The following is a 14,708-nucleotide window of genomic DNA, read 5'->3' as shown; positions in this document are numbered from 1 at the left end:
CCTGAGTCGCCCGCCGATTGCGGCATGCTGCTCTCGTCGGCATCGGCGGGCAACTGGGCGATGGTGACGCCGCCTTGCTCCTTGATGCACGCCAGGCCTGCCGTGCCGTCCGCCCCCATGCCGGACAAAACGACACCGATGGCATTCTCCTTGTGCGTGACGGCCAATGTGCGGAAAAAGACATCGATGGTGGTCGGATCGCCCCGCGCACGGTCGCGTTCACCGAGCACCAGGTGGCCGTCCCGCATCTTCAGGCTGCGGGCGGGCGGAATGACGTAGATGTGGTTGGGCAAAATCGGCGTGGCGTGATTGACCTGCACGACCGGCAGTCTGGTCGCTGCCTGCAGCACCCGGTCCGCGCCGCTGGGCCCATCGGCCGGCAGATGCAGGATGATCACCAGCGCCATGCCGGGCGATGCCGGCATGTTTTGCAGCAAAGTGGTGAGCGCCGCGAAGCCCCCGGAGGACGCACCGATGCCTACGACAGGAAAGGAAAGGCGGTCCGCCGCAGCTGGCCCCACGCCCGCCGGATTCGGTTTCAGACTGTCCATACATGGAACCTGCGAAGGGATTTAGGTAAGCGCGATGAAGACGCCACCGATATGACAACGGATCCGAATCCCGAATTCAACGCCGTGAATATCGGCTGGCGCTGCGTTTCATATCTGCGCCTTGAACAGCGTAAGTTCCCACTGGTTCAACAGCGGTTCATGGCGCAATATGTAGGTCGCATGGTCGCTCGCGCAGATCCTGAAGTAGCTGTGATCACTACCGATCCATCTATCGAGAATTTCCGCTACTTCAACGCGCGTGTTCCCCAGCATAAAGGCGACGGGCTCCTTATCCCCATGAAGGCCGGGTCGCGTTTCCACGTGTAAAAGCATCGAGGTCTTCCTTCAACGCCGGCCAGGACTTCGCGTGCCGCAGAAGCCGCACTGATCGATGTGCAATATCCAGGCAGGGCTACACCCGGAAGAGCCGCCACCGCGAACGGAAGATATGTCGCGGCTGATGGACATATTGCACTATGGCGCCCCGGGAAGAATGCGAGTCGCCTTCCTCATTGGCAACCCATGCCCTTCTGCGCGGATTCGTCCCGGCCGGAGTCTCTCTTCAGCTTCGCCTGCGCCATTTTTTTCTGTTCGGCATACTCCCGCTCGGTGATATGCCCTGCCTGTTTCGCCTCCCTTGCGTTGGCCATGTCCTTTCTGCAGTCTTCCATGTCGTAGTGCGCCGCGCTTGCCGGCGGCGCAGCTTCCGAGCTTCCACTGCTTGCCGCGCTAGTCTTGTCCGGGTCTGAAGACGAAGGGGTCGATTGGGCAAGCACGGCGGTCGAAAACACTGCAGCCGCAAGCGTTGCCAGAAGAGGGAGTGGGAACATCACACGACTCCTTTTCGCAATGCAATGAACAGGACGAATGCACCTGACGGCGTCAATGTGCCGCCGTACCTTCATATCTGACCGTAAAGGCCGGCACTGTATCCCCGCCGGACCAAGTTCGATGGAATAACCCGCTCGCCAAATCCGTTAAGTGCCTGGCGTCGCGCCATCTACTTTATCGATGCGGGCGTCAGGCAACCTATGACGTTTCTCTCATGAATTGGAGAGAGTCATGAAAATGTCTCTCTTCGTCACGGTAGCTGCAGCAGTCCGCAGCGCTCGGCCAGGAGCTGCCGATTTCGGGTGGCTGGCACAAGAAGAGCGCCAGCGGACAGGACCGGGCTCGCACAGGAGCCCGGTTAAAGCAGGCTTACGCCGACGCATCCTTCCGCATCGACAGCAAGGCATGCAGCAAGATTGCGCCGAACGTTGCGGTACCGATGCCGCCGAGTGCGAACTGGCCCAGCTTCAGGGTGAAATCCCCGGCGCCCAGCACCAGCGTCACCGCTGCCACGATCAGGTTACGGTTGTTTGCAAAGTCAACCTTGTTCTCGACCCAGATGCGCGCGCCCGCGACAGCGATCAGACCGAACACGACAATCGACACACCGCCCAGCACCGCGCCGGGAATGGTTTGAATGACCGCGCCGAATTTCGGCGAGAAGCCGAGCACCAGTGCGACCACGGCCGCGACCACGAACACCAGCGTGGAATAGATTTTCGTCACCGCCATCACGCCGATGTTTTCCGCATAGGTCGTCACGCCTGTGCCGCCCACGGAGCCGGACAACATGGTGGCGACGCCGTCGCCGACGAAGGCACGGCCCATGTAGCGATCGAGGTTCTGGCCGGTCATCGCGCTGACGGCCTTGATGTGGCCGAGGTTTTCCGCGGCGAGGATCACCGCGACCGGCGCCAGCAATGCCATCGCGTCGGCGCGGAATACCGGCGACACGAAATGCGGCACGCCGAACCATGCGGCATTGGCGACCGAAGTGAAATCGATCGGTTTGCCAAGGCCCATGCCATTGGTCAGTACTGCGTAAAAGACGTAGGCGAGCATCAGGCCGATCAGGATCAGCAGCCGTTGCGCCATGCCGCGCGTGAACACCGCGACGCCGCCGACGCACAGGATCGTCAGCAACGCCATCCACGCATCGAAGTTGTTGCCCATGACGCCTTTCACAGCGATCGGCGCGAGATTCAGGCCGATCACCGCGACGACTGCGCCGGTGACCACCGGCGGCATCAGCTTTTCAATCCAGTTGGTGCCGACTGCCGACACCAGCAGGCCGATCAGCGTGTACACCGCGCCGCAGGCGATGATGCCGCCCAGCGCAACACCCATGTTGGCATTCGGCCCCTGGCCGCCGTAGCCCGATACCATGATCACGAGACCGATGAACGCGAAGCTCGAGCCGAGATAGCTCGGCACCCGGCCGCCGACGAACACGAAGAAGAGCAACGTACCGATACCCGACATGAAGATCGCGAGGTTGGGATCGAAGCCCATCAGCAGCGGTGCGAGCACCGTGGCGCCGAACATCGCAACCACGTGCTGCAGGCCCATCGCGATCGTCTGCGGCCACGGCAGCCGCTCGTCGGTGGCGATCACCGGCCCCTGGCCGTCATTGGTACTTTGCCGCAGGCGCCATTGAGGGAAGTAAGATTCTTTCATTGATGTCTTCCATATAATCGGACGCGCCGGTAGAGCACAGTCGTCCTTTGGTTCAGGTAAATATTTTCCAACGGGAAGTTTATTGGGGTACGCCTGTAAAGACAATCCGGAGTCAGCGAACAATTTCAAGGAATGCGTCCAACCTGCCTTGACACCAGCGGACAAAAGCGTAGTATGGAGTTCACCTGTCGCGTTCACACGTGCCAAAACATCCTTTGGACGATCGAGCGCATTGGTTGGAAATGCGTCATGGCGGGAGTGATTGTCGTAATGCGATGAACCCGAAGCCATGCCACTTCCGACCCCCATGGAACCCAAGGTTCTGGGGTGCCGGCACTATGCGGCAGGTTCAAATTAAAACGGCCCGCATCGCGGGCCGTTTTTCATTGTGCTGCTGGAAATCACGACCATTCGAGTGCTGCGCATGGATGGCAATGCCGCCACGCGCTGCACTCGGCTGGTCTTTGACTTTCCGCCTGCTTATTGCTCGCGCACGAGCATCAACGAGGTCGTGGCAATGCGCACCAGGTTCTCGGCCACGCTGCCGACCAGCAGGCGTTCGACGCCGCGACGGCCATGCGTGCCGACGACGACCAGGTCGGCATTCCACTGCCCGGCTGCCTCGGCGATCATTTCCGCCACGCGACGCTGTGACGGCGGGATCAGCATGTGCTCGGCCTTGCAGCCAGCCGCGGTGGCCTTGGCAACCGCCTGCTGCAGCAGCGTGGTGTTGGCCGCGCGCATTTCATCCTTGACCTTGTCGACGTCGATGTAGGAGCCGAGCCCCATTCCGTGTTGCGCCAGCGGACCTTCGTCGGTGGCGGTCGCAACGCACAGGGTTGCGCCGAGGGCGCTGGCCAGGTTGACGGCTTCCTCCAGCGCCTTTTGCGACGTGGTGCTGTCGTCGATCGCTACAAAAATACGTTTGTACATTGTCTTTCTCCTGAATTATTTGACCATGGCGGTGAACGGGAACACGTAGGCCTGCAGCGTCACGAACAGGCCGACCAGGGAAGCCAGCGCGATGGAGTGGAAGAACACATAGCGCAGGATGTCGCCTTCATGGTTGAACCAGCGCGTTGCCGTGGATGCCACGACGATGGATTGCGCATCGATCATCTTGCCCATCACGCCGCCGGAGCTGTTGGCCGCGCCCATCAGGTTGGGTGACAGGCCGAGTTGTTCCGCCGCGACGCGCTGCATGCCGCCGAACAGCACGTTGGATGCGGTGTCGGAACCGGTCATCGCGACGCCGATCCAGCCCATCAGGGTACCGAAGAACGGATACAGCACGCCGGTGTTGGCGAACGCCAGGCCGAGCGTGGTGTCGGTGCCGGAGAAACGGGTCAGCGTGCCCAGCGCCAGCATCAGCACGATGGTGATGAGCGAGTAGCGCACCAGCCAGAAGGTGCGGAAGAAGGTACGCACGATCTCGGTGGGCTTGTACTTCATGACCAGCGCGCCGACGATGGCAGCCAGCAAGATACCGGTGCCGGTGGCCGAGAGCAGGTTGAGTACGTAGACAGCAGCTTCCGGGTGCGGTTTCGGCACGACCGGCGGCATCTTCATGATCAGGTTGTTCAAGCCTTCGATCGGGAACTTCGGTGCGTAGAGATTGTTCAGGAAGGTCTTCACCGACGGCAAGCCCCAGATGAACACGAACACGGTCAGGATGGTCCACGGCGTCCAGGCGCGGATCAGTTCTGCGCGGGAGTAGGTCACGACCGGTTCGGCTGCCTTGGCTTCGCCGCTGTCATGCTCATGGCCCTTCAGGGTCGGCGAGGTCCAGATCTTCTTGGGCTGCCACACGCGCAGGAACAGGACCAGCGAAATCATCGAGACGATCGCGGCGATGATGTCGACCAGTTCCGGTCCGATAAAGTTGGAGACCAGGTACTGCGGAATCGCGAACGACAGGCCGGTCACCAGGATCGCGGGCCAGATTTCCATCATCGCCTTGCGGCCGGCAAACGCCCAGATCAGCCAGAACGGCACCAGCACCGAGAAGAACGGCAGCTGGCGGCCGATCATCGCGGTCACTTCCATCAGGTCGTAGCCGTGCACCTTGGCCAGCGTGATGACCGGCGTACCGAGCGCGCCGAATGCAACCGGTGCAGTGTTGGCGATCAGGCTCAGGCCCGACGCGGCCAGCGGCGAGAAACCGAGGCCGATCAGAATGCCGGCGGTCACTGCCACCGGAGTGCCGAAGCCTGCGGCGCCTTCGAAGAATGCGCCGAAGCAGAAGGCGATCAGCAGCAATTGCAGGCGGCGGTCATCGGTAATGCCCGACAGCGACGCTTGCAGCACCTTGAAGCTGCCGTTCTGTTCGGCCAGCTGCTGCAGGAAAATAATGTTGAGCACGATCCAGCCGATCGGCAACAGGCCGGTGAAGCCACCGAACATTGCTGCCTTGCCGGCCATTGCGATCGGCATGCCGTATGCCAAGACGGCAACGATCACCGCTGCCAGCAAGCCAAGGCCCGCTGCGATGTGTGCCTTGATATGCAAAAAACCCAGTGCCACGAGCATGACCACGACCGGAATTGCTGCCAGCAGGGTCGAGATGACCATGTTGCCGAACGGATCGTAAATTTGTTGCCAAATCATAATAGTCTCTTCCTACATCCAATGAATTGAGAAGCGAAGCGCAAGATTGTTTCCCTGCGATTCGCACTAAAAATTTTTATTTGCTCAGCAATGCATCGTACCCTCCTCCCGGCTGCATTCTTCGAGCAGGTAAGCAATGGAACGATAGGGGCGTCCGGTCTCGGCGGTCAATCCGATTTCACAAGTCCGATTGGTGGACACCCCCTCGCAGCAATTTGATGGCAGGCCTTCATGCACCTTGCGCAGTGCGTGCGCATTGAGTTCGGGAACGACAAATCCGCGGTCGCCGCCGAAGCCGCAGCAAGTCACGCCGGCGGGCTCGACGACCTGCTCGGCGCAGGCCTCGATCACACGGCGCAGCTTGGCGTCCGTTGCGGTGCGGCGCACGCTGCAATTGATGTGCAGGGCGACCGGGCCCGGCTTGCGGGTGAGCCGCAGGCGGGGCAGCAGTGCGTCGTGCGCGAATTCGTGGAAGTCGTACAGCTTGAGGCGCGGATCCAGCAGCTTTTGCATGCGCACCGAACATGCGCTGGCATCCATGATGATCGGGTAGTAGCCGCCCTGGCCGTCGTCGGCCGCTTTCAACAGCGCCTTGGTCACGGCAGCGGCCATGTCGTCGGCTTCCTGCGCCATGCCCTTGCTGGCCAGCGCCTGGCCGCAGCACAGGCTGTCGAATCCTTCCGGCAGGCGCGGCGCGTAGCCGGCGCGTACCAGCAATTCCATGACGACTTCCGGCTGCGTCGCTTCACCGGTCGTGTTGGCGCCGAAGATGCGTCCGGCGCATGCCGGGAAATACACGACGGGATCGCCCGCACCACGATACTGGCTGGGCGCCCTGCCCGCCTGCGGCATGCCGCGCTTCCACATGCCATCGGTGATGCGGCCGAGGAGTGCGTTGCCGGCGATGCTCGATGCGGCATGGCCGGCACGCAGGCCAAGGCGCGACAGTGCGGTGACGGAACCGAAATGATTGCTGGTCCACTCACCGACCTTGCGGGAAGTGTTGCCGAGCCCGCGGCCGCGCAGCAGGCGCGTCAGTTCACCCGTGTCGATGCCGACCGGGCAGGCAGTGGAACACATGCCGCAGCCGGCGCAGGTATCCAGGCCAAGATAGGCGAAGTCCGCTTCGGCTTCGGTCGCGCGCTCGCCGGCGGCGGCGCGTTGCGACAGGTTGCGCCAGCTGACGATGCGCTGGCGCGGCGACAGCGTGAGACGGTGCGACGGGCATACCGGTTCGCAGAAACCGCATTCGATGCAGCGGTCGACGATGTCCTCGGCCGCCGGCATCGGCTTGAGATGCTTGAGGTGCGCCTGCGCGTCGTCATTGAGGATGACGCCGGGGTTGAGCAGGTTGTTCGGATCGAACAGCTGCTTGATGCGGCGCATGAGGTCGGTAGCCTGCTTGCCCCATTCCTTCTCGACGAAGGGCGCCATGTTGCGGCCGGTGCCATGCTCGGCCTTGAGCGAGCCGTCGTACTTGTCGACGACCAGCTCGCACACATCGTCCATGAAGCGCGCGTAGCGATCCACTTCCGCCTGGTCGGAGAAGTCCTGGGTGAACACGAAATGCAGGTTGCCTTCCAGCGCATGGCCGAAGATGATTCCTTCGCTGTAACCGTGGCGGCGCATCAGCGCCTGCAGGTCGACGGTGGCGGCGGCGAGCGATTCGACCGGGAAGGCCACGTCCTCGATGATGACCGTCGTGCCGGCGCGGCGCACGGCCCCCACCGACGGGAAGGTGCCCTTGCGCACTTTCCAGTACATGTCGCAGGTGGCCGGATCGGTGGAAAACGCCGGCAGGTGAACCGTGTCGATGCCCGACAACGCAGCCAATGCGGCATTGATGCGCCGCTCCAGTACGGCAACCGAGTCAGCGCGCACTTCGATCAGCAGCGCGGCGGCATCATTGTCGAGGCTGCGAATGGCGGCGGGCAGGCCCGGCTTGTTCTCGACTGAACGCAGCGCCGGGCGGTCGAGCAGTTCGACCGCCGACACCGATTCCTGCTTCAGGCGAATGACCGCCTGGCAGGCAGCTTCGATGGTCGGGAAGAACACCAGCGCACTCGCCTTGTTCGGCGCCTCGGCGACGGTGTTCAGCGTGATGCGCGAGATGAAGCCGAGCGTGCCTTCGGAACCGATCATCAGGTGCGAAAGGATATCGATCGGGTCTTCAAAGTCGACCAGCGCGTTCAGGCTGTAGCCGGTCGTGTTCTTGATCTTGTACTTGTGACGGATGCGTTCGGCCAGCTTGCCGTCCGCGCGCGTGGCGGATGCGAGCTGAGCGAGTTCGTCCAGCAGGCTTGCATGGCTCTTGCGGAAGGCGGCAACACTCGCCGCATCCTCGGTATCGAGCAGCGTGCCGTCCGCCAGCATGACGCGCATGCCAGCCAGCGTGCGGTAGCTGTTCTGCGCGGTGCCGCAGCACATGCCGGAGGCGTTGTTGGCGGCGATGCCGCCGATCTTGCAGGCATTGATGGAGGCCGGGTCGGGGCCGATCTTGCGGCCGTGCGGTGCGAGCCGCGCATTGACCTCGCCGCCGGTGATGCCGGGCCCCAGTCGCACCAGCTCAGCCCCGGGCGCGATTTCGCAGTTGGCAAAACCTTCGCCGATCAGCGCCAGCACGCTGTCCGTCACTGCCTGGCCCGACAGGCTGGTGCCGGCGGCGCGGAACGTGACCGTGCGCTGGTGGGCGAGCGCGGCGTGCAGCAGGCCCTGCACTTCATCTTCGGATTCAACCACCGCGACCACCTCCGGCGTCATCCGGTAGAAGCTGGCATCCGTGCCATAGGCCAGGCGGCGGAGATCGTCGGTAATGACCTGGCGTTCAGGCAGGAGGCGGCCAAGGGCTTGAATCAAGGGATTCACAGTTGCTCTCTTCAGTCGGTTGCTAAGGTGCTACCGCGCGGGCGTCGGCGGTGTGCTGCTGGCAGGAGGTACGCGATACCTTGCGTATCGCGGTCTCCGAATTATTTTTTTTTTGCAATTAGTGCGCGTATGCTCGCGCCAGCTAAAATAAACGTCAAATTGGTCAGACCAATTCTCCATGTTCGGCGTGCGACGCAATTTTCAGGAGTGCACTATGGGTGAGCACAAGGTTGCCGATAAGGCAAGACGCGCGTTGGAGTTGCGCCTGCTCGACGGCTCGTGGACTGCGGGGACGAGGCTGCCGCCGGAGCGCGACCTGGCCGAGGCGCTGGGCGTGTCGCGCGCCTCGTTGCGAGAAGCAGTGTCATCCCTGAAGGCGCGCGGCATGCTTGAAAGCCGGCGCGGCAGTGGCGTATTCGTGACCGAACGCCTGCAGGCAAACATCGTCTCGCCGTGGCGCCAGCTGGTAGCCGAACATCCCGACCTGCGCTGGGATACCCTGGAGTTCCGGCGCGAACTGGAAGGCGCGGCGGCCTACTATGCCGCCATTCGCGCGACGGAGGATGACCTGGCCCGGATCGAAGCCGTGTTTGCGCGACTGTGCGACGCTTACGATACCGGCGAGCGCGCCGCCGAGATGCGTGCGGACGCGGATTTCCACGAAGCGATCGCCGAGGCCTCGCACAACAGCATGTTCCGCTTTCTGCATGCGGGCATCGTGCGCATGCTGCGCGAGCACATATCCCTTAACCTGATCGGCATGCATGATGCAACCGCAGGCCTGCGCGAGCAGCATCAGGCGATCTGGGATGCGATCCGGCTCGGGCAGCCCGACAACGCGCGTGAAGCGATGCAGGTCCATATGGACTTCACGCGCTCGGAACTGGTGCGGCATGCAGGGAAGTCGGCCGACATGCGAGAAGCCGAGGCCTGATCACCCGCCCAACTTGCTCAGCGCAAATGCGGCAAGAAAGCCCGCCACGGTAATGAGCCCGGCGAAATTGTGCGCTTCTTCAAATGCTTCCGGGATCATGGTATCGACCAGCATCGCCAGAATTGCTCCGGCAGCGGTAGCCGTCGTGGCGCTGACGACCTCCGGCGGAAAGTCCTTGAACACGGCGTAACCGGTCAGCGCGGCGAGCCCCGACACGATCGCAATGCCACCCCACACACCAAAGATGTAACCGGCGTGGCGGCCGGCCTTTTTCATGCCCGCTGCGCTGGACAGCCCTTCCGGTATGTTCGACAGGAAGATGGCAACCACGGCAACGAGGCTGACGGCGCCGCTATGCAGCATGGACAGGCCGATCACGATCGATTCCGGTATGCCATCCAGCAAGGCGCCGACGGCGATCGCCATGCCGCTCCCGCTGGACTCCTGTTCCGAAGGCTGGCGACCGCCGGAACGCTTGCGATGCTTGGCGCCTTGACGGGCTAGCAGCCAGTTTGCCAGGGTATAGACGGCGGCGCCTCCCAGAAAGCCGATTGCCGTCGCGGTGAAGCCGCCGGTTCTATACGCTTCGTCCATCAGTTCGAATGACAATGCCGAGATCAGCACGCCGCTGCCGAACGCCATGATGGCTGCAATGATCCTCTGCGGAACAGCAATGAAATAGGCGACCCCTGCCCCGATGACCAGGGCGCCGCCCGACACCAATCCCCAGAGACCCGCTTGTGCCCAAAGTGGAATGATTTGCATATCGTTGCCCTTCGGTTTCATTTATGAAGGCGTGTACCGGCCGACACAGATAGGACTCCGGATTGCCCGCTTCAGTCCACTATTTGGCACGCGTGAGCGCCAGCCCTGCCTGTGCCGCTACGCCCCCGAAATCATTCCTGTGTATCATCTGATAATGACCTCGCTCATTTGTGATCCCTCCGGGACCTGGGTGAAAAGGATCTCCCGACCTCACTTCACATACACATGCCATGGCTCAGCAAAACATTTCGACCAGTGTCTTTCTCTCGAGTGGAATATCCGGCCTCGACGACATATTGCGAGGCGGGTTTACACGTGACCGGCTTTACCTGATCGAGGGGGCGCCGGGTTCAGGCAAGACCACCCTCGGCCTCCAGTTCCTTGTCGAAGGAGCAAGACTGGGCGAGCCCGTGCTGTACATCACGCTGTCGGAAACGAAGACGGAGCTGCAGGCGGTCGCGGCCTCCCATGAGATGTCGCTCGACGGCATTCACATCCATGAAGTGCTGCCGCCGGAAAGCATCCTCAACCCCGAAGAGCAGTACACGATCTTCCACCCGACCGATGTCGAGATGAGTGCGACGGCGCAAGAAATTCTTTCTGTCACGGAAGAGATCCAGCCGACGCGCATCGTGCTCGACTCGCTGTCGGAACTGCAGCTTCTCGCATCCAATTCATTGATGTACCGGCGCCAGGTCCTCGCACTGAAGCAGTACTTCGCAAACCGCTCGTGCACCGCTTTGCTGCTGGATGACCGCACGGCGGGCAATGGCGACTTGCAGGTACGCAGCATTGCCCATGGCGTGCTCAGCCTGGACCGGATGGCGACCGACTACGGCGGCATACGCCGCCGGATTGAAGTCATCAAATACCGCGGCATTGCCTTCCGCGAAGGGGTGCACGACTACAAGATCCAGCACGGCGGCATTGTGGTCTATCCCCGCCTGATTGCTGCCGAATCGCGTGAAACGCTCCGGCAGGCGCAGTTCGGCAGCGGCCTGCCTGAACTCGACCAACTTCTTGGCGGCGGGATCGAGGAAGGCACCAGCACCCTGATCTCGGGACCGCCCGGCACGGGAAAATCCTCACTGGCGGCACAGTTTGTTTCCGCGTCGCTCAAGCGCCAGGAGCGGGCGGCGCTGTTCCTGTTCGAAGAATCGACGTCTACCTTCCTGAGCCGCGCCGACAGCCTCGGCATCGAATTGCGTTCGCATCTGTCCACAGGTCAGCTGTCATTGATGCAGATTGATCCTGCGCAGCTGACTCCCGGCGAATTCATCCACCAGGTTTGCCGCATCGCCAGCCAGGGGGCAAAGATTGTCGTGATCGATAGCCTGAACGGTTTTCTGCATGCAATGCCTAACGAGAAGCTGCTAGCCACACATTTGCATGAACTGCTGACGTACCTGGGGCAACGCGGTGTCCTCACCTTCTTGATCGGCGTGCAACAGGGCATGCTCGGCAGTAACATGAGCACAACGGTCGACGCGAGCTACATTGCCGACAACGTCATCATGCTTCGTTATTTCGAAGCACGGGGCGAAGTGCAGCAGGCGATATCCATCTTCAAGAAACGTGTTGGCCGGCACGAGAGAACCATCCGGCAACTGCGCATCACATCATCAGGGATCGAGGTGGGGCCGGTACTGAAACAGTTCCGCGGCGTGCTGACCGGTGTGCCCAAATTCGATCCGGGAACAGAGAGAGATTACGCACCTCATGACTGAGATCGCAGAACAGCGGATCCTGATCCATGCGCCCCTTGGAAAAGACGCCGCGCTTGCGGAAAACGCACTGAGCCATGCCGGTTTCCCCTGTTTCATATGCCGAACGCCTTCGGAATTGCTGGATGAGCTGGACAAGGGCGCGGCAGCGGTCCTCGCCGTGGAAGAGGCGCTGCCCGCGACCGTATCCGGGCCTCTTACTGAATGCATTTCCCGTCAGCCGCACTGGTCTGACCTGCCCATACTGGTCCTGACCAAGCCCGGAAGCGACTCGCCCTGGATCAAGGGCGCCTATGAGCGTTTCGGAAACCTGACGTTGCTGGAACGCCCCTTGCGCGTGACCACCTTGATCAGTGCCGTCCGCGCCGCACTGCGGGCGCGGCTGAAGCAGTATGAAATGCGCCTCGCGGATCAGCGCAAGGATGAATTTCTCGCGATGCTCGCGCATGAACTGCGCAATCCGCTGGCACCGATCGGCGCCGCCGCCCAGCTGCTTGAATTGGTCGCCGACGACGCGGACAGGGTGAGGAAAACCGGCGAGATCATTGCCCGGCAGGTCGAGCACATGACCGGGCTGATCGACGACCTGCTGGATATCGCCCGCGTGACAAGAAAGCTGATCAAGCTGGTCAAGGACAGGGTCGATATGCGCCAGGTCCTGTCGGAAGCGGTCGAGCAAGTCAATCCGCTGATCAGGAAGCGGCAGCACGAACTGGTGCTCCATCTGTCGCCCGATCCTGCCTGTGTGCTGGGTGACTACAAGCGGCTGGTGCAGGTTGTCGTCAACCTGCTCAACAACGCTGCGAAGTACACGCCGGAAAACGGCCATATCTCGGTCCACCTGCGCGTCCCCGGCGATGAAGTGGTGCTGGAGGTATCGGATAACGGCATCGGGATGGAGCCGGCACTAGTGGTGCGGGTCTTTGAACTGTTCGCCCAAGGGGAGCGAAGCTCGGACCGGTCCCTGGGCGGCCTCGGACTCGGCCTGCCGCTGGTCCGGAACCTGGTCGAGCTGCATGGCGGAAGTGTATGGGCGAAAAGTGACGGCCTCGCCAGGGGCAGCACGTTTACCGTCCGCATGCCACGCCTGGCCGACGAAGTCCGTGCCACGCCTGACCGACTGGATGCGAAGAGCCAGGCATCAGGCACCGTAACACCCTTGCGCGTGCTGGTGGTGGATGACAATGTGGATGCCGCCAACATGCTCGACATGCTGCTCAACGCCTCCGGGCACGAAGTGTGCACCGAATACTCCGCTTCCGGCGCAATCGAGCAAGCCCAGCGGATGCCGCCGCAAGTCTGCCTGCTTGATATCGGCTTGCCGGACATGGACGGTTATGAGCTGGCACGCCGGCTACGGGTGATGCCGGAAATGGAAAGCGCGGTTCTCATTGCCGTGACGGGATACGGGCAGGAGCAGGACAGGAAAAAATCAAGCGAGGCCGGATTTGCCCATCACCTCGTCAATCCCGTCAACGCCGCCAGATTGCTGACCTTGCTGGCGCAAATCCGATTCCCCTGAAGCACTACGGTTTGAATTATTTGGCGACATGTCTATCTAACAGGCATGTTGGCTTGCCGCATCCATAATGCGACGCCGGCATCGCACATCCCCCTTTACTGGAGTCATCGATGAAAAAGCAAATGCTTGCCCTCTCTCTGGTCGCCCTCCTCGCATCCGTATCCGGGGTGGCCAATGCCAAGGGATGCCTGAAGGGTGCCGCTGTCGGCGGCGTGGCTGGACATGTGGCAGGAAAGCACGGTGGCGTGGGTGCTGCAGCGGGTTGCGCCATCGGCCACCACAAGGCCGCCAAGCGTGAGAAGGAAGCCCAGGAAGCGCAGTCGGCACAGGCCAAGAACGCACAACAGCCCAATACCACCCAGCCGTCGTCCAGCGGCCATTAATCCGGGGCGAGGCAGGCACGCACTCCTTTCGACCGGGCTGAGCCTGGATCTCCTGGAAATCCGGGCTCAGGATCCCTCCGCGTCGGGACGGCGCCGATCTACAAGGCGGGAATGAGCACCTTGTCGATCACATGGATGACGCCGTTGCTTGCCCTGACATCCGTCGCAGTGATGCGCGCGGGAGTGGCCGTCGTATCGCTGATCGTCGGCGGCGTGCCGGCATTGATGGCAATCGTCTGCGACGCAAGCGTGGTCATCGGCGCGCCGAACGGAATCTGCGACGCCAGCACTTGTGAGCCAAGCACGTGATAGGTCAGCACCTTCGCCAGTTGCTGGCTCGAGAGGCCGGATGGCGCCGCGGAGAACGCGGTATTGGTTGGCGCAAACACGGTGAACGGTCCGGATCCGGACAACGTTCCTTGCAGGTTTGCGCTCACGACCGCACTCACGAGTGACGACAATTGCGGATTCACCTGCGCCATCTGCACGATATTCAGGACGCCCGGCGGCACCAGCACCTTGTCGATCGCGTGGATCACGCCGTTGCTTGCGGCGACATCCGGCGCCGTAACGTTTGCTGTCGTCAGTGCCGCATCGGTAATCGTCACCGATGACTGGCTGGTGTTGACCGCCAGGTCGGCGGGCTTGCCATCAAAGGCATACAGTGTCGCCTGGTTCGACTGCGGCGCGGCGCGCAGGTCGGAAGCCTGCCTGACGGCCGGCAGGACGTGATAGGTCAGGATGCTCTTCAAGGTCGCGGCCGGCAATGCCGCGACCATGGCGGTGGCGCTCGCAAAACCCAGGCTTGTCGCGAGCTGGGTGAATGCCGCGTCGGTCGGTGCGAATACC

General features: G+C 62.1%; 13 protein-coding genes. 5 read left to right on the top strand and 8 right to left on the bottom strand.

What is annotated here, in order from left to right; translation table 11 throughout:
• Positions 1 to 551, bottom strand: a 551-nt coding sequence (locus tag AYR66_RS06435; protein ID WP_141104176.1) for a chemotaxis protein CheB, incomplete at its 3' end; no start/stop codon positions are given.
• Between the two features lie 51 nt (positions 552 to 602).
• Here AYR66_RS06435 and AYR66_RS28790 point away from each other — a divergent pair.
• Entirely contained in the window at positions 603 to 878 is a 276-nt protein-coding gene (locus tag AYR66_RS28790) for a hypothetical protein (protein WP_170942081.1), read from the top strand.
• 182 nt (positions 879 to 1,060) lie between these two features.
• Here AYR66_RS28790 and AYR66_RS06425 read toward each other — a convergent pair whose 3' ends face one another.
• The 5 genes from AYR66_RS06425 to AYR66_RS06405 form a co-directional block, all read right to left on the bottom strand.
• The gene (locus AYR66_RS06425) at positions 1,061 to 1,381 is read right to left on the bottom strand and encodes a hypothetical protein (RefSeq protein WP_088706834.1); all 321 of its coding nucleotides are present in this window, start codon (positions 1,379 to 1,381) and stop codon (positions 1,061 to 1,063) included.
• A gap of 370 nt (positions 1,382 to 1,751) precedes the next feature.
• A complete protein-coding gene (locus tag AYR66_RS06420) occupies positions 1,752 to 3,059 on the bottom strand; it encodes a solute carrier family 23 protein (protein ID WP_088706833.1) in 1,308 nt (435 codons plus the stop codon).
• A 480-nt stretch (positions 3,060 to 3,539) separates the two neighbouring features.
• Positions 3,540 to 3,992, bottom strand: coding sequence for a universal stress protein (locus AYR66_RS06415; RefSeq protein ID WP_088706832.1), 453 nt, complete (start codon positions 3,990 to 3,992; stop codon positions 3,540 to 3,542).
• A gap of 15 nt (positions 3,993 to 4,007) precedes the next feature.
• A complete protein-coding gene (locus AYR66_RS06410; protein ID WP_088706831.1) occupies positions 4,008 to 5,666 on the bottom strand; it encodes an L-lactate permease in 1,659 nt (552 codons plus the stop codon).
• A gap of 84 nt (positions 5,667 to 5,750) precedes the next feature.
• On the bottom strand, positions 5,751 to 8,531 hold the full coding sequence (locus AYR66_RS06405; protein WP_088706830.1) for an FAD-binding and (Fe-S)-binding domain-containing protein: 2,781 nt from the start codon (positions 8,529 to 8,531) through the stop codon (positions 5,751 to 5,753).
• A gap of 214 nt (positions 8,532 to 8,745) precedes the next feature.
• Here AYR66_RS06405 and AYR66_RS06400 point away from each other — a divergent pair, with 214 nt between their 5' ends.
• A complete protein-coding gene (locus AYR66_RS06400; RefSeq protein WP_088706829.1) occupies positions 8,746 to 9,465 on the top strand; it encodes a FadR/GntR family transcriptional regulator in 720 nt (239 codons plus the stop codon).
• Here AYR66_RS06400 and AYR66_RS06395 read toward each other — a convergent pair whose 3' ends face one another.
• A complete protein-coding gene (locus AYR66_RS06395; RefSeq protein WP_088709640.1) occupies positions 9,466 to 10,230 on the bottom strand; it encodes a ZIP family metal transporter in 765 nt (254 codons plus the stop codon).
• A 230-nt stretch (positions 10,231 to 10,460) separates the two neighbouring features.
• On the opposite strand from AYR66_RS06395, the gene AYR66_RS06390 reads away from it, so the two are divergent.
• The 3 genes from AYR66_RS06390 (at position 10,461) to AYR66_RS06380 (ending at position 13,859) form a co-directional block, all read left to right on the top strand.
• On the top strand, positions 10,461 to 11,957 hold the full coding sequence (locus AYR66_RS06390; RefSeq protein WP_088706828.1) for an ATPase domain-containing protein: 1,497 nt from the start codon (positions 10,461 to 10,463) through the stop codon (positions 11,955 to 11,957).
• Positions 11,950 to 13,476 (top strand): hybrid sensor histidine kinase/response regulator, encoded by a 1,527-nt coding sequence (locus tag AYR66_RS06385; RefSeq protein WP_088706827.1) that lies wholly within the window; start codon positions 11,950 to 11,952, stop codon positions 13,474 to 13,476. Before AYR66_RS06390 ends, AYR66_RS06385 begins: the two co-directional genes overlap by 8 nt.
• A gap of 110 nt (positions 13,477 to 13,586) precedes the next feature.
• Positions 13,587 to 13,859, top strand: a complete 273-nt coding sequence (locus tag AYR66_RS06380; protein WP_088706826.1) for a hypothetical protein — start codon at positions 13,587 to 13,589, stop codon at positions 13,857 to 13,859.
• A gap of 98 nt (positions 13,860 to 13,957) precedes the next feature.
• On the opposite strand, the gene AYR66_RS06375 is transcribed toward AYR66_RS06380, so the two are convergent.
• Positions 13,958 to 14,708 (bottom strand): fasciclin domain-containing protein (locus AYR66_RS06375; protein ID WP_088709639.1); only part of this gene is annotated, 751 nt, incomplete at its 5' end.

The sequence above is a fragment of the Noviherbaspirillum denitrificans genome (assembly GCF_002211445.1).
Classification (GTDB): domain Bacteria; phylum Pseudomonadota; class Gammaproteobacteria; order Burkholderiales; family Burkholderiaceae_D; genus Noviherbaspirillum; species Noviherbaspirillum denitrificans.
Note: the sequence above shows the minus strand (reverse complement) of the source record. Positions and strands in the feature narration are given on the sequence as shown.

Bases quoted from the DNA above. Each gene is read 5' to 3' on its own strand.
- AYR66_RS06415 (WP_088706832.1), bottom strand. From the start codon at position 3,992: ATGTACAAACGTATTTTTGTAGCGATCGACGACAGCACCACGTCGCAA.
- AYR66_RS06420 (WP_088706833.1), bottom strand. From the start codon at position 3,059: ATGAAAGAATCTTACTTCCCTCAATGGCGCCTGCGGCAAAGTACCAAT.
- AYR66_RS06400 (WP_088706829.1), top strand. From the start codon at position 8,746: ATGGGTGAGCACAAGGTTGCCGATAAGGCAAGACGCGCGTTGGAGTTG.
- AYR66_RS06395 (WP_088709640.1), bottom strand. From the start codon at position 10,230: ATGCAAATCATTCCACTTTGGGCACAAGCGGGTCTCTGGGGATTGGTG.
- AYR66_RS06390 (WP_088706828.1), top strand. From the start codon at position 10,461: ATGGCTCAGCAAAACATTTCGACCAGTGTCTTTCTCTCGAGTGGAATA.
- AYR66_RS06380 (WP_088706826.1), top strand. From the start codon at position 13,587: ATGAAAAAGCAAATGCTTGCCCTCTCTCTGGTCGCCCTCCTCGCATCC.
- AYR66_RS28790 (WP_170942081.1), top strand. From the start codon at position 603: ATGACAACGGATCCGAATCCCGAATTCAACGCCGTGAATATCGGCTGG.
- AYR66_RS06385 (WP_088706827.1), top strand. From the start codon at position 11,950: ATGACTGAGATCGCAGAACAGCGGATCCTGATCCATGCGCCCCTTGGA.
- AYR66_RS06425 (WP_088706834.1), bottom strand. From the start codon at position 1,381: ATGTTCCCACTCCCTCTTCTGGCAACGCTTGCGGCTGCAGTGTTTTCG.
- AYR66_RS06410 (WP_088706831.1), bottom strand. From the start codon at position 5,666: ATGATTTGGCAACAAATTTACGATCCGTTCGGCAACATGGTCATCTCG.